Genomic DNA, 21457 nt, shown 5'->3' with positions numbered 1-21457 from the left:
TATGGTTTTTGCCAGAGCGTCCAACTATAAAGTTAGTAAAATTTATGATACAAAATCAAAATGTTAATTTTTTTTAATAAATCTTGGTTTTATTGAAATTTTTATTGAAATTTAATAACAAAATAACACCAAAATATGCCGAAAAAACGCCAATCCAACAAAAGATTAAAAATCAGAGTTAAAGTTGCCCCAAAAAGATCTCAGAAAAAGCGATAATTTTATTCTTCTGATAAGAAATCAAGATTACGTTTGAGACCAGCAAACTTGGTCCGTTTAACCGCCGACTTTCTGAAAACCGAAGAGAAAACTTCTTGGGTGATGTCTTTCCACTCTTGTTTTGTAAAGTTTTTGATCTCAGAATTCGGTTTGAATTTCTCCTCTAATGTAGGAGCAGAAAATCTATTCCACGGACAAACATCCTGGCAAATATCGCAACCAAACACCCAGTCTTCCATTTTATTTCTGAAAAAATCCGGAATTTGATCTTTCAGTTCAATTGTGGCGTAAGAAATACATTTGCTTCCGTCAATGATTTTATCGGAAATAATTGCTTGAGTTGGACAAGCGTCGATACACTTTGTACAACTTCCGCAATGATCTGTCACAGGATAATCCTCGATTAAATCTAAATCACAAATAATCTCCGCTAAAAAATAAAAAGACCCATTTTTTTTTGTAATAAGATTCGAGTTTTTACCAACCCAGCCAATTCCGGATTTCTTTGCCCAGGCTTTTTCCAAAACCGGCGCAGAATCTACAAAAATACGAAAAGAGAACTCCCCTATTTCTTGCTGAAGTTCAGCAACCAGTTTTCTTAGTTTTTCTTTAATAACCTCGTGATAATCTTCACCGTAAGCATATTTTGCCAGTTTATAATCCTGATTGGTCTGAACCTCTCCAGGAAAATAATTGTAACTCAGAGAAATCACAGATTTGGAACCTTCTACCAACAATCTCGGATCGAGACGTTTGTCGAAATAATTCTCCATATACTTCATTTCGCCATGGAAATTGTTCCTCAGCCATTGTTCCAGATGCGGCGCTTCTTCTTCCAGAAAATCAGCTTTGGAAATACCACAAGACTGAAACCCGAAAGCCAAAGCTTTGGATTTTATCAGATTGCTGTATTTCTCTTTACTACTCATTGGAACTGCAAAATTAATATTTTAAAAATTGATATTTTTTATCGGAGTATATTCAATTTTTTAAAAATTTAAATTGTAGTTTTGTTAGCATCAAACAGTAAAATTTAGAAATTATGGCAATAGAAGACGTATTAAGAGCAGGAAACTATCATTTAATTGATGTTCGTGAACCTATGGAATTGGAAGTGGACGGACACATAGAGGAAGCTCAAAATATACCATTGGGAGAATTGGAAGAAAGAAAACAGGAAGTTCTCAATCTAAGTGGAACCAAAATTTTTTTCTGCAGATCGGGAAACAGATCAGGAAAAGCTACGGAATACTTCAAGTCTGAAGGAATGACCGATGTCTACAACGGTGGCGGATACAACGATCTAAAGGAAACTCTAGATAATCTTTAGGTTTAATTATAAAAATTAAAGCGGGAATGTTCCCGCTTTTTAGTTTTTACCCCTCGATAACAACCACATAACTAAGCCGATAACGCCAACTACGAGGATAATTCCCCACCACATTCCGGCTTTGAAAATAGTTTCTATTGCTTCACAACTTGTCAGAATTCCTAAGATTAAGAATAATGGAAGAATATTAAGATATCTTTTCATAATTTATTTATTTCTGAGAAAAATTCAAAACTTGAGCCAAAATGGTATTTCTATCAGTTAAAAATGGTTTTATGTTTGAATTTGCTGTTATTTTTCAAAATAAAAAACCGCTGAAATTCAGCGGTGGTTTATGATGCTTTGATAGCTTTTGGAGTTGGCTTGTTAAAGCGTTCCTCAATTTTTTTCACGATGTATCCAATAACAATTGGCGCAACCCAAGTCAAAGCCATTCTTAACAATCTTGATTTCATAATTTTAAATTTTTAAGATTGTTACAAGAAGTAAGCCATTATTAATTTTCATCAGGAACATAATTCTGAACAGCTTCTTTTAAACTTTTATAGATTCTTTGCTTCAGTTTTCGAGGTCCTAAAACTTTGATAAATTCCCCCATTCCCAGAATCATTCTCTCCAACTCAAAGTTCAGCTGAACACAAATTTTGAAAGTCGTTCCGGATTCTTCTTCTTTAACAATCTCCTGAGAATGATGAAAAGGTTTAGTCTTGACATAAGGTGCATGCTTTCTGGCGATAAAGAAAATCACATTCTGCGGGCGCTGCGTTTCGGAAACGGTTGCACCGATCACTTCTCCAAAATACCGGTCTGCATTGAAATCCTTGTCAATATATTCGGTTTTTTCATCCACATCAATCTCTTCTATTCTGTCCAGTGCAAGGTTCATGATGCTATTTTTGCACCAGCAAATAAGAAACCAACGGTTGTTATATTCTTTCAGTAGCTGAGGATGTACTGTAAAATAATTGGACTCGCGCGCCTTGAAGCTTTTGTAAAGAATCTTCAGGACTTTTTTATTTAGAATACTCTCGTACAAAATATCGATATATTCCAGTCCTTTTAGTTGTTCATTTTTGTCAAGATGAATGATTGATTTTTGATTGGTTGAATGAATCGAATCTTCAAGCTTTTGAATCACTCCATTCATATCCTTAAACATCGAAAAATCCTTAAATTGTTTCAGAATCTGAACGGCATTATTCATTGCTTTCAAATCACTTTCATTAACTGAAATATTATGAATACTGTAATCCGGATCGCTGTATCGGTAATATCTTTTTTCATAAACTTCAATTGGCGCTTCATAACCGAATTTCTCACTCCGCATATTCTGCAAATCCAATTGAATAGTTCGTTTGCTGACAAAAGATTCTTTGCCCTCAAACTCAAACAAAGCTTCGGAACATTCGTCCTTCAGATCTTCTAAAGTATATTTTTTGTACTTATTCTTCAGACATTTGTCTAAGGTTTTGTAGCGGATTAATGCATTTTTGTTGGAAGACATAGAATAATTATAAATGATTAATTATGAATTATAAATGAATTTGAATTGCCGTAAAATTTGACAATTTTCTAAACTCCAATAAATCCTAATCTTTTTTCCTTAAAGCTTCGCCTTCAAACGAAATCCCGTCCCAACCAAACTTGATAAAATTTCTGATATTCTGATGATCGGTTCCTTGTGGGTTTTTCAAAACATCTGTTCTGTAGAAATCTCCGAACAAAGACAAAGTTTCTTCTTTTGAAAGTTGATGCAATTGAGCAAAACTGAAAAGTTTGCACGAACCATTGTTTTGATTGGCTTCGTTAACCGTATTTCCATTCGCGAATTTCGTTGGCGTAAAATCATAATTCTCATCGATAAATGCAATGACACTTTTGAAATCAATGGTTTCCGGAGAGTTTTTCAGTTGTTCTATTAACATATATAAAGTTTTTTAAGACCATAAAAGTCATTAAGAATTAAACAAATCAAGTTTAGCATTATTAATATTTAAGATCACATTAGTTTTAAAACTTTTGCTTCTGTGAATTTCAAAGATTAAACCTGAAAATTTTTGTGGCTTTTGTGGTTCAGATTAAATTTCATCAAAAATAATTAAAAAAAATTTCAACAACGCAAAAACATTGCGCACTTGCATAATTACTTTGCATCATCAAAACAAACAAAAATGAAAACAATTACAGGAAATGATTTAATCGCTTTAGGATACGCGCCGAAAAAATGGTTTGCCGAAGCTTTGGAATATATTAACAAAAATCAATTGGACGAAAATCAAATGAAGGAATATCTGGAACAATTTAAATCTCCAGAACCGATTTCCTTATTAGAAAATCCTGCAGAATTCATCATCAACATCAGAGCTGAAGATGAAAGCGAAAATGACAACGTAGAAAAAGTCATCAACACAATGAATGTCTTGATGAAAACACCTACTTTAATTGGTGGTGCTATTATGCCGGATGCTTGTCCAACTGGACCTGAAGGACATATTCCTGTTGGCGGTGTTGTGGTGGCGAAAAATGCGATTCATCCCGGATTTCATAGTGCAGATATTTGCTGTTCTGTGATGTTGACAGATTTTGGAAAAGTGAATCCGAAAGATGTTTTGGATGCAGCACATTCTATCACGTATTTTGGTTATGGTGGAAGGCCAAGAGGTGAGCAAATGCCAATGTCTCAGGAATTGATGGATGCTTTCAGAGAAAATCTTTTCCTGAATGACGAAAACCTCATCAGCATCGCACGTTCGCATATGGGAACTCAGGGTGATGGAAACCATTTTTTGTTTGTCGGAATTTCTAAAAACACGGGAAACACAATGCTAGTGACCCATCACGGTTCCAGAGCGCCTGGTGCAAAGTTATACGACAAAGGAATGAAAGTCGCCAACCGCTTCCGAATGGAACTTTCGCCGGAAACATTGAAGGAAAACGCCTGGATTCCGTTTGAAACTGAGGAAGGACAGCAATATTGGGAAGCTTTGCAATTAATCAGAAAATGGACTAAAGAAAACCACGAATCCATTCATAATGCGACTTTAGACAAATTAAATATCGAAAAATTAAACAGATATTGGAACGAACATAATTTTGTATTCAGAGATGGAGATTTATTCTACCACGCAAAAGGAGCAACACCGCTGGACGACAAATTTTTGCCGGATATTACAGGTCCAAGACTAATTCCTCTGAATATGGCGGAACCTGTATTGATTGTCCAAGGGACAACGAACGACAGAAATTTAGGTTTTGCTCCTCACGGTGCAGGGAGAAACTTCAGCAGAAGTTTTCATAAAAAATCTCTGGCGCACAAAACTATTGAGGAAGTTTTTGCTGAGGAAACCCAAGGTCTGGACATCCGCTTTTTCACCAACGAAATTGATATTTCCGAATTACCTAGCGCCTACAAAAGTGCCAAAAACGTAAGAGCCCAAATCGAAGAATATGGACTTTGCGAAGTTCTAGATGAAGTGATGCCTTACGGTTGTATTATGGCTGGCGATGTTGGGAAAAATGCACCTTGGAAGAAGAAGAAGAAGAAGTATTTTGTGAAAAGATAAACCTTATGAGCATCTGCCTTCTAAGCAGACGGTCATAGGTTCGAGTCCTTTCACGCTCACTTAGAAATTTAAAAACAATGAAAACAAAAATAATAGATAAATTAAAAACTCTTGAAAAAGAGAAAAATATAGAGATACTTTTTGCGATAGAATCAGGAAGTCGTTCTTGGGGATTTGCCTCTCCCGATAGCGATTACGATATACGTTTCATATACAAACATCCTATAGATTGGTATCTTTCGCCTTGGGAAAAGCGCGATACAATAGAATTTATGACCGAAGAGGATTTGGATGGTTCTGGCTGGGACTTGAAGAAGACTTTTCATTTATTGAACAAATCGAACGTTCCGCTTTTGGAGCATCTGTTTTCACACATATTTTATATAAAAAATGATACATTCCTGGAAAAGATGATACCTTTAGCAAAAGAAGCTTTTTCTCCTGTTTCAGTAGTTTTCCATTATTTATCAATAAGTAAAAAATATTTGGAATCGTGTAATAAAGATAAAGTGAAGCTTAAAGATTATTTCTATTGTCTAAGGACAACTTTAGCCTCAAAATGGGTTGTTGAGAAAGGAACTTTTCCGCCGGTAATATTTCACGAAATGTTAGATTTGTTACCAGAAAATATATTCGATAAAGTTCAATTTTTACTGAATATAAAATCTGGAAACGGAGAAAAGTATTTCCACGCTCAAGATTGGGAACTTTTCAAATATCTTAAATCAGAAATAGAAAAACTTTCAGAAAAAGCGAAAACTTTGAGCGCAGGAAATCTTGATAAATCAGAAGCTGAAAGAATATTTGTAGAATTATTAGAAAAATAAAATTTGTATTAAAAATGGATACTAATTCAACCCCACAATACAGAACCAATGTGAATAACCAATTGAGAATGAAGCAAGATTATATTTTTGCTTATTCTTTTGGTGATGGATTTACAAAGTATCTTTTTAATTGCGATTTATTAATTGAGAATTCAGGAAAAGCATATTTATATTATTCTGGCTTTCAGTTAGGGAGTAAATATGAAATTTTAGAAAATATCCCTGAAACAATTTGGGAGTTTTTGAAGTATTTAGATTTAAATCCTTTACCTGAGGATTATTATAGTTTTCATTATGGACTATATTTATCTGATATTGGTTCTCAACAAATTTTCATCAATTGGAATGAGAGATTATATTACTTTTTTATTGAAGGAGTTGAAAATGTTAATTTTGAAGTTGAAACAGAATGGAAAATTAAATTTTCAGAACTGCAAAGATTTTTGTTAGATTTTGCCAAACAAAAACGCAAAGAATTAATACCCGAAAACTAAAATGACCATAGATTTTTTAAAACAAAATAACCTTATCCTTTTCGAGGCCATTTCCGGAAGCAAGTCTTTCGGATTGGCGACGGAAAATTCTGACACAGATATAAAAGGTGTTTTCTATTTACCGAAAGATTTGTTCTTTGGTTTAGAATATATTCCACAAGTTTCAAATGCAACTAATGATATTGTCTATTACGAGATTGGAAGATTCACTGAACTTTTATTAAAGAATAATCCAAATATTCTGGAAATATTAACAACGCCGGAAGATTGTATTCTTTACAAAAATCCGATAATGGATCAATTTCGTCAGGAAGATTTTCTATCAAAACTTTGTAAAGATACTTTTGGTGGATATGCGTCAACTCAGATTCAGAAAGCAAGAGGACTTAATAAAAAGATTGTGAATCCTGTTGAAAAAGAACGAAAAGGAATTCTGGATTTTTGTGTAATTTTGGAAGATTCAAATTCAATTCCTGCAAAAGATTGGTTGAAGGGAAAAAACTCTTTACAAGAAAATTGCGGTTTGGTAAAGATGCCCAATTCAAAAGGTGTTTTCGCTTTGTTTTATGATGACTTGGGAGATAAGAATTACAGTGGAATCTACAAAAATGAAGATTCTAATGAAGTCAGTTTATCATCTGTCCCAAAAGAAGAAAAGCAAGAAGCTTATTTGTTTTTCAATCAGGATGCCTACTCTATTTATTGCAAAAACTATAAAGAATATTGGGATTGGGTCGAGAAAAGAAATGATGACCGATACAATACCAATCAAAAACACGGCAAGAATTATGACAGTAAAAATATGATGCATACTATTCGTCTTTTGCAATCGGCTGTCAATATTTTCAAAAATAATAAGATTGAAATCCGTGTTAAAAACCGTGATGAGCTTTTGGATATCAAAGCAGGAAATTGGGATTATGATGATTTGCTTTTGTTGGCTGACCAATTAATAGAAGAATTGAATTTGTTAGCTGATAGATCTTCTTTACCAGATTTACCAGATAAAGAAAAAGCTGAAAAAATATTAATTGAGATCAGGGAAGAATTATATCAAAAGTAATCTCAATATAATTATCCTTAGCTTTGAATTATCTTAAGTTTTGAATATCAATTACAAATATAAAATCAACACTTAACTGAAGGTTAATGATTTAATTTACCTTCATAATTTATCCTTATTATAAATAAATTATTTTTTGTAATGTATCACTGAAACATTCTTCAAGATCTCCGCACTCTGCTCCGGCGTAATATCACGTTGAGCTTCAGCGAGCATTTCGTAGCCAACCATAAACTTTTTCACTTCCGCACTTCTCAGCAAAGGCGGATAAAAATGCATATGAAAATGCCATTCAGGATGCGGTTTTTCATCGGTCGGAGATTGATGGATTCCTGCCGAGTATGGAAATGAAATCTCAAAAAGATTATCGTATTTCGTGGTTAAATCTTTTATAATTGATGCTAAAGATAATTTTTCTTTTTCGGAGAACTCAGCCAGATTTTCAATTTTTCTTTTGCTCACGATCATCGTTTCGTAAGGCCAGACTGCCCAGAAAGGAACTAATGCGACAAAATCCTCATTTTCAAGAACAATTCGTTCGTTGATTTCCAGCTCTTTTTTCACATAATCTTCCAAGAGTGAAGTTCCGTTTTTGTCAAAATATTTTTTAAGGTTTCCCTGGGTTTTTACAACAATAGATGGCACCGACGATTGTGCCCAAATCTGTCCGTGCGGATGCGGATTGCTGCAACCCATCACCTGACCTTTATTTTCGAAAATCTGAACGTGATTGATGTAATCCAGATTTCCCAATTCTTCGTACTGATTTTGCCAAACATCAACGACTTTTTTGATGTCATCAACTTCCATTTCAGGCAGTGTTAGACTGTGATTTTCTGAAAAGCAAATGACACGATTGATCCCTCTTTCGGGTTTTAATAAAAAGAAATCCGACGCTTCCTCAGAAAACTCAACATCGTCTTTCATCAATGAACCGAAATCGTTATCAAAAACATAAACACCTTTATAATCAGGATTTTTTTCACCGTTAACACGAACATTTCCCGAGCATAAATAACAATCCGGGTCGTGAGACGGAAGCTGTTCCTGCGTAGTTTTTTCGGTCTGTCCTTGCCAAGGGCGGTTTGCTCTTTGAGGCGACACCAGAATCCACTCGTCCAAAAGCGGATTATATCTTCTGTGGGGGTGATTTTTTTGATTAAATGACGAATTCATTTTCTTTGTATTCATTAATTCCGTCCGATATTTTCACTCTGTAAACTTTCATTCCGATATCAAAAGCTTGTTTATATTTATCTGTAATTGTTGAAATCACATCATCTACATTTTCATCTTTAATAAGGTTAATGCTGCAACCGCCAAAACCGCCGCCCATAATTCTGGCTCCTAAAACGCCATTTTCCTTTAAGGTTTCTTCCACCATAAAATCTAGTTCGTCGCAGCTTACTTCAAACTCGGTCGAAAGTCCGGAATGGGTTTCATTCAAAAGCTGACCAAGATATTCTACATCACCTTCTGATAAAGCTTTTGCAGCTTTTTCCACCCTTTTGATTTCTTTGAGAAGATAGTAACATCTTTTGTAGGAAATCTCACCCATTTCTGTTCTTGCCTCATCAAGCATTTCAAAACTGAAATCCCTGAATTTTTGTATTTCAGGAAACTTTTCCCACAATATTTTTTTGCCGTTGTCAACATCTCTTCTTCGGTCGTTGTAACCGGAAGTAAGATGGGTATGTTTTACGCAACTGTCGAAAAGAACTAAGCTGTAACCATCAATATTCGCTTCAAAATACTGATGTTCCAAAGAATTGCAATCGAGCATAATCACTTTATGCTCTTTTCCGAAGACTGACGAAAACTGGTCCATAATTCCGCATTTTACGCCTACAAAGGTATGTTCGGATTTCTGACCAATGACCGCTATTTCTTTTTTATTTAAATGTAAATCGAAAATTTCGTTGAGAATATAAGCAAACCCACATTCCAAAGCTGCCGATGATGACAAACCTGAACCCATCGGAATCGTGCTGCTGAAAGCAATCTGCAAACCTCCGACTTCTTTTCCCGACTCCTGAATGACATTAAAAACGCCCAACAAATAATTGACCCAGGTCTGCGAAACCGGAAACTGTTTTTCATTAACATCAAAACTGAAAGAATCGTTGAAATCTTTGGCAAAAAAAGAGATTTTAGAATCTTCTGTTTTTTTTACGGCAAAACAAATATGTTTATCAATGGCAGCCGGAAGTACAAATCCGTCGCTGTAATCTACGTGTTCTCCAATAATATTGATTCTTCCCGGAGCAAGAAAAATTCGTTCCGGCTCCGATTCAAAAGCCGACCGAAAGGCCTCTTTTGTGTAATTGATTAATTTCTCCTGCATAAAATCTGCAAATTATATTTTGATGGGAAAGTTTAAATTTTTAAATTTTGATTAAAGTTACGGTTTTCTGTTCAGGTGACTGTCCTGCTCAATCGGAGAAGACTGTTGGTGGCGTGACGGATTTCATATTGATAACCGAGACCTTCTTCTTTTTCTGTTTCGATGACCTTCTTTTTAACCACTAAGAGCACAAAGAGATTCACAAGGAGCACAAAATTTGTGACCTTTGTGGTTTAAAATAAACGCAATTGCAAGCACTTTTCTAACCACTAAGAGCACAAAGGAATTCACAAGGAGCACAAAGCTTGTGACCTTTGTGCGAACTTCGTGTTCCTTGTGGTAATAAACGCATTTTCTAACAATGCAATATTACAGACTTTCTGATTTTCTGCTCATCACTTTTTTCACTGCTTCAACAATATCATTTGCAGTTAAACCATATTTCTCCATCAGCTGGTCGGGTGTTCCACTTTCTCCGAAACTGTCGTTTACGGCAATATATTCTTGAGGTGCAAGATATTCTGTAATCAGAAGCTGTGCAACGCTGTCGCCTAATCCGCCGAGCCTATTGTGTTCTTCTGCCGTAACTACACAACCTGTTTTCTTTACAGATTTTAAAATCGCTTCAGAATCCAATGGCTTAATGGTGTGGATATTGATAATTTCTGCGTCTATGCCCTGCTCTTCGAGAATTTCGCCGGCTTTGATGGCTTCCCAAACCAAATGACCTGTTGCAACGATCGTAACATCTTTTCCTTCATTCACCATCCAGGCTTTCCCGATTTCAAATTTCTGATTTTCATCGGTGAAAACAGGAATCACGGGACGTCCGAAACGCAAGTAAACCGGACCTTTGTAATCTGCAATCGCAATGGTTGCCGCTTTGGTCTGGTTGTAATCGCAAGTGTTGATGACCGTCATTCCGGGAAGCATTTTCATCAATCCGATATCTTCCAAAATTTGATGAGTAGCACCGTCTTCACCTAAAGTTAAGCCAGCGTGGGAAGCACAAATTTTCACATTTTTTCCGGAGTAAGCAACTGACTGGCGAATCTGGTCGTAAACTCTTCCCGTAGAAAAGTTGGCAAATGTTCCAGTGAACGGAATTTTGCCTTCCGTTGCCAGACCTGCTGCCATTCCAATCATATTGGCTTCTGCAATTCCGACCTGGAAGAATCTTTCCGGTGCTTTTTCGATGAATTTTTCAAATTTTAATGAGCCAATCAGGTCAGCGCAAAGTCCGACAACATCGGGATTTTTATCGGCCAATTCTGCCATTCCGGCTCCGAAACCGCTGCGGGTGTCTTTTTTTTCTGTGTAGGTATATTTTTTCATTTGATTAATCTGTTGATTTTGTTTTAAACGCAAAGAGCGCAAAGATTTTTTTATCTTATTGAGGATATTTTTTCGTTCGCAAAGGCGCTTCGCTCAGCTAAGAAATTTAATCTTCTGACTTTATCGATAATTTATTTTTTTGGGAACGGCGAATCTCTCGCAGCCCGGCTTGAGTGGAGCTCTTTTTGTGGCATTGCGCGCTGTAACGTTCTGTGGATTGCTTCACTTCGTTCGCAATGACACAAAAAAGCGGGAACGGAAGACGGATGAAGCTGCCCAAATAATTCTCAAATTAATAATCACCTAAAGTTTCCTCGAGTTGATCTAAAGCTTTTTGTAATTGCTCGTCATTCGGTGCTTTCCCGTGCCACGCGTGAGTTCCCATCATATAATCGACACCGTAACCCATTTCCGTTTTCAGGAGAATACAAATCGGCTGACCTTTCCTTGTTAAAGATTTGGCTTCGTCCAGAACTTTCAGAATTTCTTCCATATCGTTTCCGTTTTCTACCTCAAGTACTTTCCAGTCAAAGGCTTCGAATTTGGTTTTAAGATTTCCGAGAGAAAGTACTTTGGATGTTGGACCGTCAATCTGCTGACCGTTGTAATCGACCGTTGCGATGAGATTATCAACTTTGTTGTGAGAAGCGTACATAATGGCTTCCCAGTTCTGCCCTTCCTGTAATTCGCCATCGCCGTGAAGACTGAAAACGAGATTCGGATCTTTATCTAATTTTTTACCTACTGCGTGACCGATGGCAACGGACATTCCCTGTCCAAGCGAACCGGAAGCAATACGAACTCCGGGAAGATGCTCGTGCGTCGTCGGATGTCCCTGCAATCTGGAATTCAGCTTTCTGAAAGTTGCCAGCTCAGATTTGTCGAAATATCCTGCGTGCGCCAAAACGCTGTAAAAAACAGGAGAAATATGACCATTGGAAAGGTAAAAGACATCTTCGTCTTTTCCTGTCATATCGAAGCCTTCTTTTCTATTCATTGCATCAAAATAAAGAGCTACAAGAAAATCTGTGCATCCTAATGAACCTCCCGGATGCCCCGACTGGCAGGCGTGAACCATTCTTACAATATCTCTTCTGACCTGAGAAGCGATACTTTTTAGTTTTGAAATATCGTGCATATTTTTATTGCATTTTTTGTGAGTCTTTGATGAACTGCTCCAGACCGCTTGCTGTTAAAGGATGATTAAGCAAAGACAAAATCGGTGGCAGTGGACACGTCACGACATCGGCGCCGATTTTCGCACAGTTGATGATGTGCATTGCGTGACGGACAGATGCCGCAAGAATCTCGGTTTCAAAACCATAATTATCAAAAATGGTTCTGATTTCCTGGATTAAATGAAGACCGTCTGTGGAAACATCATCCAGCCTTCCTAAGAATGGTGACACATAAGTTGCTCCTGCTTTTGCTGCTAAAAGAGCCTGTCCGGCTGAGAAAATCAGGGTACAGTTGGTTCTGATTCCTTTTTGCGAAAAATATTTGATGGCTTTGATTCCGTCTTTGATGATGGGAACTTTTACCACGATATTCGGATGGATGGCTGCCAATTCCTCGCCTTCTTTGATCATTTCGTCATAAGTTGTGGAAAGGACTTCTGCCGAAATATCGCCATCTACAATTTCACAAATATCTTTGTAATGCTTCAAAATAGCTTCTTTCCCGCTGATTCCTTCTTTTGCCATCAGGGACGGATTGGTTGTAACGCCATCGAGAATTCCCAGATCCTGAGCTTCTCTTATCTGATCAAGATTGGCAGTGTCAATAAAAAATTTCATAGATTATATTATTAATTTTATTTAAGTGTTAAATTTACACTTAATTTATAAAACAAACAACTTCCTGTCTCAAAAAGATTCAGAAAGTTATTTGTTTAAGTTTAAATGGATTGATTAATTATGATGTCCCATATTGAGCTTGATTTTCTTTAAATCCTCAAGCTGGTGAACAGGTTTTTCGATATCAGACGGAATTGGTCTTTTGGAAAAGGTCTGAAAATACAATAGACACGCATCTTTCCACCAAACGGCATCTTTTGCCTGAATTTTCAGTTTATCCTGAACCTCAGAAAACCTTTGCTGATCAATATAAGCTTGCATTTTGTCCCAGGTTTTCTGATAATCTCTCATTTCGTGGACACCCAAATCATATTTATAGCACAGCTCATCCCAAAGGGTTTTTCCGTCTTTCATCCTGTAATCCCAAGGAACGTGATGAAACCATAGAATCAAATTTTCTGGAGTTGTTTTAATGTTATTATATATTTCGTTAAGCGGTGGAAAATATTGCGAAACCGCATTGCTTCCGGTTTTTGTTCTGTCGAATCCGATTCCTTCTGCATTAGCCTGATGATAATAAACCGGTGACCAATCGGGTCTTCCGCCTTTGTAATCGCCCCACGGTTCCGGACCGTAATGGTGTCCGCCGGCAAAAATGTGGTGAAGACCTAGCGGCATCATATAATCTACGGCAGTTTCACGTGAAGTAAGCATTATTTCTTTGACTGGATTTACGAAGTCTTTATTATTAGTAAAAGTCATTTTAAGCCATTCATCTGCAATCTGTTTTGATGACAAATCGTGATTCCAGGCCAGACGTCCGAAAGCGTACCAATTGGCCTGTGCAAAGTGATGCCCCGTCCAGTTTTTATCTTCTCCTATATTGGCAACAGCGGAAATGGCCGTCAGTTTTGCAGGTCGTAAGGTTCCGTCTGTAATTTTAGCAATCGTAGAACCTTTCCCATCCGAAAAAGTATCACTGTCCAACGTTTCTTTGAATAACGGTGCCAGAAAAACCAGATGATTAGCCTGTCCCAAATATTCCTGAGTAATCTGAAATTCGACCATTTCTGAAGTTTTTCTCAATGCTCCGAATAGTGGATTGAATGCTTCTCTCGGTTGAAAGTCTATAGGTCCGTTTTTAATCTGAATAATGACATTGTCTTTGAATTTTCCATCTAAAGGAACAAATTCCAGATGTGCCTGTTTCGCACGGTCTTCTTTGCTTGGACTGTAAACAAATGCTCTCCACATCACGATTCCGCCATAAGGTTTCAAAACATCTGCCATCATATTGGCTCCGTCTGCGTGCGTTCTTCCGTAATCCTGCGGTCCGGGCTGGCCTTCGGAATTGGCTTTTACCAAAAAACCTCCGAAATCAGGAATCAGTTTGTAAATTTCTGCCGCTTTATCTTTCCACCATTTCTGAACATCCTGATTCAACGGGTCCGAATTCTGTAATCCGCCCAAAACTTTTGGTGAAGAAAAATTGACAGACAGATAAACTTTGATTCCGTAAGGTCTGAAAATATCAGCTAAAACTTTGACTTTTTTAAGATAATCTTCACGAAGCATATTCGGTGAAGCATTTACATTATTAAGAACTGTTGCGTTGATTCCGATGGATGCGTTGGCTCTTGCATATTCTTCGTATCTCGGCGAAAGTTTATTAGGTAAGTCTTCCCACTTCCAAAGCGAATGGCCGGCATAACCACGTTCAATGGTTCCGTCGAGATTGTCCCAATGGTTAAGAATTCTTACATCATAGGAAGGTTTTTCTTCAAGTTTCAGATTAGAAAAATCGGCTTTCTGCTGCTGTAAATTCAACAGATGATAGCTTCCGTACAACAATCCTAAGTCTGTTTTTGCCAAAATGCTGATTTTTTTCGGAGTAGAAACGATCTTATATCCGTCTTTATAATTTTCCGGAAATTTGTCAATCTTTAAATCAACAGCTTGTCCTGCCCAATGTTGATTGAGTTCCTTTTTAGCGATTTCAATGGTAGGACTTTTACTGTTGGAATTCACAATATTTCTTGGCTTTGGATTTACCGGATATCTCAGCCATAACTGACTTCCGTCTTCAGCAAAAGCTATTAACGGAAGGATTAGAAACAGTAATATGTAATGTCGGAAATGTTGCATTATTTTAAATTTTTGCTTTAAATTCCATAGGTTCTACCTACGCCTATTGATGTTGAACCCTTCGGGTTCGGTCTTTATCTTTAATATTCCATAGGTTTCACCTACGGCTACTTTTGTTGAACCCTTCGGGTTCTCTTTAATGAAAAAATCTTTGTCAAAGTTTTGAACTTTGACAAAGTTGTAGAAGTTATTGATTGTCTTCCAAGCCTTCAATCGTTTTGATTTTACCGTCGTTATCGTATTCAATTTCAATAACCTTCATACTTCTTAACCACGTTCTTCCGCCGCTTGGAACAGAATCGTGGAAAAACAGATACCATTTCCCTTTAAATTCCACAATGCTGTGATGCGTGGTCCAACCTACAACAGGCGTTAAAATTTCGCCCTGAAAAGTAAACGGACCGTAAGGATTATCGCCTGTTGCATAACAAATCAAATGCGTGTCTCCAGTGGAATAAGAAAAGTAATATTTTCCATTGTATTTATGCATCCAGGATGCTTCAAAAAAACGGTGTTTGTCACCGTGAAGCAAAGGATTTCCGTTTTCGTCCAAAATCACGACATCTTTCGGTTCTTCGCCAAATTCCAGCATATCATTACTTAAAGCTACGACTTTTGATGAAATGGCAGGCTCATTATCGGCAGGAAGGATGGCAGATTCCAATGCTTTGTTATTTCTGTAACGTTGCAATTGTCCGCCCCAGATTCCTCCAAAATACATATAATGCTTTCCGTTATCCTCAAAAAGACAAGGGTCTATGCTGTAACTTCCCATCATCGGATGTTTTTCAGGAACGAATGGTCCGTAAGGTTTATCGCTCACCGCAACCCCGATTCTGAAAATATCGTTCTTATCTTTCAAAGGGAAATACATATAATATTTGCCATTTTTGAAAGCTACATCGCAATCCCATAACTGTCTCCCTGACCAAGGAATATCCTTCACCGAAAGGACAACGCCGTGGTCCGTAACTTCGCCATTTTCCACATCATCAAGGGAGAAAACGTGATAGTCGTTCATATCGAAATGGTCGCCGTTGTCGTTTTCTTCAATGCCACTTTCACGGTCGTGTGATGGATAAATGTAAAGTTTCCCTTCAAAAACGTGTACGGAAGGGTCTGCCATATAATCGCTTGGGAAAAGGTATTTTGCTTTGTTCATTTTTATAGTTTAGATATTTAGATAATAGATTTTATTTTTTAACCACAAAAGACACAAAAGAAATGATTGAAAATTTTAGCTAATCAAAAGTTCAAAAAAGGAAGCCGCAGTAGACGTTTTGCTTTTTTGTTCTTTTGATGCTCTTAACTGTAAAGTAAGTCTTTTGTTACTTTTGTGGTTTAATAATTATTTTTCTTTCGTTAATTGAATTAATTTCTCTACAACTGGTTTTGCCTGGTAATTTCTGTCGAATGGCAGCGGATAATCGGTTCTGCCTTTTACAGGGAAATCGTTTTTCCAGGATTGATTGTCGGTAACGCCCCACAAAGTCACTCGTCTTATTTTATCCTGATGTTTCAGGAACAGTCTGAAGAAATCGAGATAGCGGTTTTCCCACTCTTTCGTCACATTTTCAGGTAATCCTTTGGTGTAAGGATTCATTTTTGCTTCATATTCTACTTTGTCGGAAACGTTGGCAGAAGTTCCCCAAGGTGAAGGAAGAGCGCTGATTTCCATTTCGGTAACATTGACTTTTACTCCGGCCGCTGCGTAATCTGTGATTGCTTTTTCGTATTCTTCCAGTTTTGGATTGTCTAATCCTACGTGGGTTTGCATTCCGACTCCATCAATGCGAATTCCTCTGGATTTTAGATTTTTAACAATTTTGGTAACGGTTTTTACTTTTTCCGGAAACCATTCGTTGTAATCGTTGTAATAGAGTTCGGCATTCGGGTCAGCTTCCTGCGCATATTGGAAAGCGAGTGGAATGAATTCTTCGCCGAGAATTTCGTAAAATTTGCTTTTGCGGTATGTTCCGTCTTCCATAATCGCTTCGTTTACCACATCCCAACCTTTTACACGACCTTTGTATCTGCCGACCAACGTTGAAATATGGCTTTTCATTCTCTGTTTCAGAACTTCGGGCGAAACATCTTTTCCGTCCTTGTCCACGAAAAACCATCTTGGTAATTGTGAATGCCAAATCAGTGTATGACCGATGATGAACATTTTATTTTTTTCTCCGAATTCCACGAATTTATCGGCATCACCAAAGAAGAATTTTCCTTCCTGAGGTTGGATAAACATTGATTTCATACAGTTTTCCGCAACAATGGAATTGAATTGCTTTTTGATGATTTCATCCGATTTCACATCAGTACCGTCAATTTGCGGAAGGCTCATTGCGGTTCCGATGTAGAATTTATTTTTGTAGGCATCTTTCAGGGAATCTTTTGAGGATGCCGAACTTGCTGTTTTGCAGGAAACGGTCAAGGCTAAAATTCCTAATAATGCGGCTATTTTTTTCATTGTTAATTTTTTTATTAATTATCCTGAAACTTTAACAGGTCGCCTCTACGAGGCTTGATGGCTTATCTTATATATTGGCTATTAACAGTTCGCTCCTACGGAGCTTTTGCTATTTTTATTTTCTTTATTAAAATTCTAAATCTAAAGAATAACCCATATTGTCTTTAATGGTAAAATTTGTTTTTATGCTGAATCTCGCAGCCCGGCTTGAACGGAGCTCTTTTTGTGGAGCAAAGCGGAACAAAAAAGCGGGAGTGGAAGACGGATTAAGCTGCCCAAATAATCAAACCAACATTAATCTTCTTTTTTCCTTCTTTCTTTGAGTTCCTGTTCGATTTGGGTTTCCATTTTTTTGTTGATTTCGTAGAACATTAATAATCCACACGCCGCAAAGAACGGAATGGCCGGAAAAATACTGACCAGCATCTGAGCGCCGTTTGCAACGGATTCCGGCTGGATAACATTTTCGGTTCCTTCGGATGAAATGTAGCCGTAATGCCCGATAATGGAAGAAACCAACGAACTTCCGATGCTTAAACCAACTTTTAATCCTACCATCATTGCAGAGAAAATAATTGCTGTGGCACGTCTGTTGTTTTTCCACTCGGAATAGTCGGCAACATCGGCAATCATTGCCCAAAGCAATGGGGTGCTGATTCCGTAGAAAAAGCCGTGCAGAATCTGGGAAAGGAACATTAATCCTACCGATTTTGGCGGATAAAAGATGAATGCAACAATAAATAAAGTAGAAATGAATAAGGAAGCGATGAACGCGTCTCTTTTCCCGTATTTGTCGGCAAATCTTTTTGAGAAGGTAATCCCGATAATCATCATAATGATTCCGCCGGCATTGAAGAGCCCGAAACCTGCTGAACGAGGGTCTTCACCGAAAAAATTCATCCCGATGGAACTGAAAAAAGCGGTAATCGGCGAAATGAAATTTTTCAAAGAAGTTTCATCGACATAATTGTTGAAATAATAAACGTACGAACCACCTTTCATTGCCAAAGTAATGAAAATCAAAGCTGTAACCACTAACATAATGATCCACGGCTTGTTTTTCTTTAAATCTTTTAAATCGGCTCCCAAAGAGGATTCCTGCTCCGGTTTTGGAATGACCCTTTCTTTGGTGGTGAAAAATGTGATGAGCAACATAATCGTTCCGATAATCGCCAACCACGTCATTACAATTTCGATTCCGGCTGCTTTGTCACCTTTCCCTGCCGATAAAATTATTGGCAACATAAATACCTGAACGAAAAACTGTGCAAACATCACCGCCACAAAACGGTAAGATGAAATACTGTTTCGCTCGCCCATATCGCCTGTAATCACGCCGCTCAGTGCTGCGTAAGGTAAATTATTAGCCGCATACAGGAGTAATAAAATTGTGTAAGTTGCTGCTGCATAAACCATTTTTCCCTGATACGAAAAATTGGGTGTACTGAATGCAAAAAGTGCTGCTGCACCGAGCGGAACGGCAGAAAATAAAATCCACGGACGGAATTTCCCCCACTTGGTTCGTGTTCTGTCTGCCAAAGCACCGACCAGAGGATTGAACCCGAAACCGGCAATGAGCCCGACAATCAAAGTAATGATGGAGGCGTCTTCCGGTTTTAATCCGTAGATATCGGTGTAAAAGTAAGCTAAGTAAGTCACCAAAGTCTGAAACACCAGATTGGCCGCTAAATCTCCCAAACTGTAGCCGATTTTTTCAACGACAGATATTTTCTGAGATGGATTGTTCATATAGTTTATGGTTGTTTTATTTAGATAAATAGATAATAGACTGATAGAAAGATTTTTTAAACATTAAGAATTTAAGAGACTTAATTTTTCTTAAATAAAATTGACTTGTTAATTTCTTAAATTTTCACTTATTATTAAATTTCTTAAATCCTTAATGTTTAAATAAATTAAAATAAACAAGTTTATTTTAATTTAGGTATTTAAGCCTTGAGTTATTCCGTTGTGAAAGGTGATGCAGGAAGTCCGGTTTTGTTTTTCAGGTTTCCATCGGGATTGTCTGCCCAGTCGTAACGGACTGCAATAGGATTTGTTACCGAATCATTCCAAACCACAATTGTTCTACCTTCGATTTTTGCTTTTGCCCAAGCCCATTTCCCTTCGGCATTTTTGATGGCAAAACCTTTCAATTCTGGAACTGGCGCAAAATCATCGGTTTCTTTTTTGAAAGTAAGAACGATTTTATTTCCGTCAACTTTCATCGACTGATAAACCGGTCCGTCTGCAACGATGTTTTTTCCGTAAGCCAATTTCATCGCCTGCAAAGCCAGCCTGTCTCCTACTGTTTTTTTATCGAGCGGATGAATGTCATTCCATTCACCAACATCGATGATTACAGCAAGTCCGGCATTCGGAACTTGTAATGACACTTTACGTTGCTGGTCTCTGAGTTCCGCCCAGTTGCTTTCTATCGGCTGTGCTTTTGACTCCATAAAATTGGCTAACTGAACGGTGATAAACGGCATTTCCTTGTTATTGAATTTGTTTCTCCAGTCTGTAATCATTGTCGTCAGCAAATCGCCATATTCTTTAGGTTTTCCGGTGTTGCTTTCGCCCTGATACCAAAGTGCCCCCGTGATATTATAATTAATTAAAGGATTAATCATCGCGTTATACAAACCAGTCGGTTTCCAACGTATGAAGGTTTGTCCGGGAGCCATTCTGTCGACTTTTGCCCCGATTTTATATTTCCATTCGGATTTTAAATCTATTTTTTGTCCGTCGACTTCAAGGTAATACGGCTTGTCTGCAATGAACTGTCCTTTTCCGCTTCCGTTGGAAACTCTCACAGCAATGACGTTTTTACCTTCTTTTAAAACTCCTGCTGGAACGTCGTACCAACGTGGCGGATATTCGTAAGTCACGTTTCCGACTTTTGTCCCGTTGATGTAGGTTACATCAGCATCTTTGATTCTTCCAAGATTTAAAAATGCTGATTTTCCTGCCTGACTTTTCGTTAAAGTAATTTCTTTTCTGAACCAAACCGAACCTTCAAAAGAACCTTCCTTATCTTCCCAAGAACCGGGAATCTGCATCGTTTTCCAATCAGAATCATTCAAATCAAATTTTTCCCAATGTTGATTGAGTCCAATATCGCTTTGGTCTAATTCCGCATACCAAGCCTTGCTAAGCGCCTGTTCATTGGATTCTGTAGATTTTATAAAATCATCGTTCTGCCATTTTTTGGCTTCTTGCAGATATTCAGGATATTTTTTCAAAGAATTTTCATCCATCCAAGCCTGAATCGGAGAACCTCCCAAACTGGAATGAATAATTCCTACCGCTACTTTTTCTTTTTCACTGATATCTTTGGCGAAAAAATAAGCAACACCAGAGAAATTCAGAATGGTTTGAGGATTTGTAGCTTCCCATTTCCCACCGTCCAGTTCGGTCTGTGGCGATTTGAAATTATATTTCTGAGGAACCGTGAAAAACCTGATATTCTGATTATTTGCGTTTTTGATTTCATTAGCATACAAAGGTGTCAGTCTTTGCATCGGCAATTCCATATTCGATTGTCCTGAAGCCAGCCAAACGTCGCCAATCAAAATATCTTTCAGAGTAATTTCGTTGATGGTCATTGTGTATGGACCGCCTGCTTTTTGCTCCGGAAGCACGATTTTCCAGTTTCCGTTTTGGTCCGCAGTGGTTTTGTAACTTTTATTGAGGAATTTCACTTCTACTTTTTCATTGGCATCGGCTTTTCCCCAAATATTTAATTTCTGGTTGCGCTGTAAAACCATTCCGTCTGAAACCAATGCAGGAAGCTTGATTTTAGCTTCAACACAAAGACTGCAAATCAAGAGGAATAAGCCCAGAATTTTAGTGAAAATATTATTTGACATAT

General features: G+C 37.5%; 20 protein-coding genes. 5 read left to right on the top strand and 15 right to left on the bottom strand.

Annotated features, from left to right (window positions below; genetic code table 11):
• Window positions 1-218: 218 nt before the first annotated feature.
• A complete protein-coding gene (gene queG, locus BXY58_RS07220; RefSeq protein WP_120213166.1) occupies window positions 219-1145 on the bottom strand; it encodes a tRNA epoxyqueuosine(34) reductase QueG in 927 nt (308 codons plus the stop codon).
• Between the two features lie 113 nt (window positions 1146-1258).
• Between queG and BXY58_RS07215 the strand changes: the two genes are divergently transcribed.
• Window positions 1259-1546: a rhodanese-like domain-containing protein gene (locus tag BXY58_RS07215; RefSeq protein WP_120213164.1), complete on the top strand. Its 288-nt coding sequence runs from the start codon at window positions 1259-1261 to the stop codon at window positions 1544-1546.
• A 39-nt stretch (window positions 1547-1585) separates the two neighbouring features.
• Here BXY58_RS07215 and BXY58_RS07210 read toward each other — a convergent pair whose 3' ends face one another.
• From BXY58_RS07210 to BXY58_RS07200, 4 genes are all read right to left on the bottom strand, one after another.
• A complete protein-coding gene (locus BXY58_RS07210; protein WP_120213162.1) occupies window positions 1586-1750 on the bottom strand; it encodes a phosphatidate cytidylyltransferase in 165 nt (54 codons plus the stop codon).
• A 128-nt stretch (window positions 1751-1878) separates the two neighbouring features.
• Window positions 1879-2001: a hypothetical protein gene (locus BXY58_RS17135; protein ID WP_262891342.1), complete on the bottom strand. Its 123-nt coding sequence runs from the start codon at window positions 1999-2001 to the stop codon at window positions 1879-1881.
• 41 nt (window positions 2002-2042) lie between these two features.
• Entirely contained in the window at window positions 2043-3050 is a 1008-nt protein-coding gene (locus BXY58_RS07205) for a helix-turn-helix transcriptional regulator (protein ID WP_120213160.1), read from the bottom strand.
• An 85-nt stretch (window positions 3051-3135) separates the two neighbouring features.
• Complete coding sequence (locus BXY58_RS07200) at window positions 3136-3471, bottom strand: HopJ type III effector protein (RefSeq protein WP_120213158.1); 336 nt, start codon at window positions 3469-3471, stop codon at window positions 3136-3138.
• 246 nt (window positions 3472-3717) lie between these two features.
• Here BXY58_RS07200 and BXY58_RS07195 point away from each other — a divergent pair, with 246 nt between their 5' ends.
• The 4 genes from BXY58_RS07195 to BXY58_RS07180 all read left to right on the top strand — a co-directional run bounded on the left by BXY58_RS07195 (window position 3718) and on the right by BXY58_RS07180 (window position 7493).
• Window positions 3718-5109 carry an RtcB family protein gene (locus BXY58_RS07195; protein WP_120213156.1) on the top strand — a complete coding sequence of 464 codons (1392 nt, stop codon included), beginning with the start codon at window positions 3718-3720 and terminating at the stop codon, window positions 5107-5109.
• 77 nt (window positions 5110-5186) lie between these two features.
• Window positions 5187-5936, top strand: coding sequence for a nucleotidyltransferase domain-containing protein (locus BXY58_RS07190; protein WP_120213154.1), 750 nt, complete (start codon window positions 5187-5189; stop codon window positions 5934-5936).
• Between the two features lie 14 nt (window positions 5937-5950).
• The gene (locus tag BXY58_RS07185; RefSeq protein ID WP_120213153.1) at window positions 5951-6430 is read left to right on the top strand and encodes a hypothetical protein; all 480 of its coding nucleotides are present in this window, start codon (window positions 5951-5953) and stop codon (window positions 6428-6430) included.
• Window position 6431: 1 nt separating this feature from the next.
• Window positions 6432-7493, top strand: coding sequence for a nucleotidyltransferase domain-containing protein (locus tag BXY58_RS07180; RefSeq protein WP_120213152.1), 1062 nt, complete (start codon window positions 6432-6434; stop codon window positions 7491-7493).
• 129 nt (window positions 7494-7622) lie between these two features.
• Here BXY58_RS07180 and BXY58_RS07175 read toward each other — a convergent pair whose 3' ends face one another.
• The 10 genes from BXY58_RS07175 to BXY58_RS07130 form a co-directional block, all read right to left on the bottom strand.
• Window positions 7623-8669, bottom strand: a complete 1047-nt coding sequence (locus BXY58_RS07175; RefSeq protein WP_120213269.1) for a UDP-glucose--hexose-1-phosphate uridylyltransferase — start codon at window positions 8667-8669, stop codon at window positions 7623-7625.
• Window positions 8653-9837 carry a galactokinase gene (galK, locus tag BXY58_RS07170; RefSeq protein ID WP_120213150.1) on the bottom strand — a complete coding sequence of 395 codons (1185 nt, stop codon included), beginning with the start codon at window positions 9835-9837 and terminating at the stop codon, window positions 8653-8655. The genes BXY58_RS07175 and galK overlap by 17 nt, the downstream gene beginning before the upstream one ends.
• Before the next feature lie 369 nt (window positions 9838-10206).
• Entirely contained in the window at window positions 10207-11172 is a 966-nt protein-coding gene (locus BXY58_RS07165) for a transketolase family protein (protein ID WP_120213148.1), read from the bottom strand.
• A 292-nt stretch (window positions 11173-11464) separates the two neighbouring features.
• Complete coding sequence (locus BXY58_RS07160; protein WP_120213146.1) at window positions 11465-12310, bottom strand: transketolase; 846 nt, start codon at window positions 12308-12310, stop codon at window positions 11465-11467.
• Between the two features lie 4 nt (window positions 12311-12314).
• Window positions 12315-12968, bottom strand: coding sequence for a fructose-6-phosphate aldolase (gene fsa / locus BXY58_RS07155; protein ID WP_120213144.1), 654 nt, complete (start codon window positions 12966-12968; stop codon window positions 12315-12317).
• A 114-nt stretch (window positions 12969-13082) separates the two neighbouring features.
• Window positions 13083-15113, bottom strand: a complete 2031-nt coding sequence (locus BXY58_RS07150) for an alpha-glucuronidase (protein WP_120213143.1) — start codon at window positions 15111-15113, stop codon at window positions 13083-13085.
• 187 nt (window positions 15114-15300) lie between these two features.
• Window positions 15301-16275, bottom strand: a complete 975-nt coding sequence (locus BXY58_RS07145) for a glycoside hydrolase family 43 protein (RefSeq protein ID WP_120213141.1) — start codon at window positions 16273-16275, stop codon at window positions 15301-15303.
• A gap of 186 nt (window positions 16276-16461) precedes the next feature.
• Window positions 16462-17583 carry an endo-1,4-beta-xylanase gene (locus tag BXY58_RS07140; protein WP_120213140.1) on the bottom strand — a complete coding sequence of 374 codons (1122 nt, stop codon included), beginning with the start codon at window positions 17581-17583 and terminating at the stop codon, window positions 16462-16464.
• 294 nt (window positions 17584-17877) lie between these two features.
• Window positions 17878-19332, bottom strand: coding sequence for an MFS transporter (locus BXY58_RS07135; RefSeq protein ID WP_120213139.1), 1455 nt, complete (start codon window positions 19330-19332; stop codon window positions 17878-17880).
• Window positions 19333-19544: 212 nt separating this feature from the next.
• Window positions 19545-21455 carry a sialate O-acetylesterase gene (locus tag BXY58_RS07130; protein WP_120213137.1) on the bottom strand — a complete coding sequence of 637 codons (1911 nt, stop codon included), beginning with the start codon at window positions 21453-21455 and terminating at the stop codon, window positions 19545-19547.
• Window positions 21456-21457: the final 2 nt, after the last annotated feature.

The sequence above is a fragment of the Epilithonimonas arachidiradicis genome (assembly GCF_003610695.1).
Taxonomy (GTDB): domain Bacteria; phylum Bacteroidota; class Bacteroidia; order Flavobacteriales; family Weeksellaceae; genus Epilithonimonas; species Epilithonimonas arachidiradicis.
This window is presented reverse-complemented; position numbering and strand designations above follow the sequence as displayed.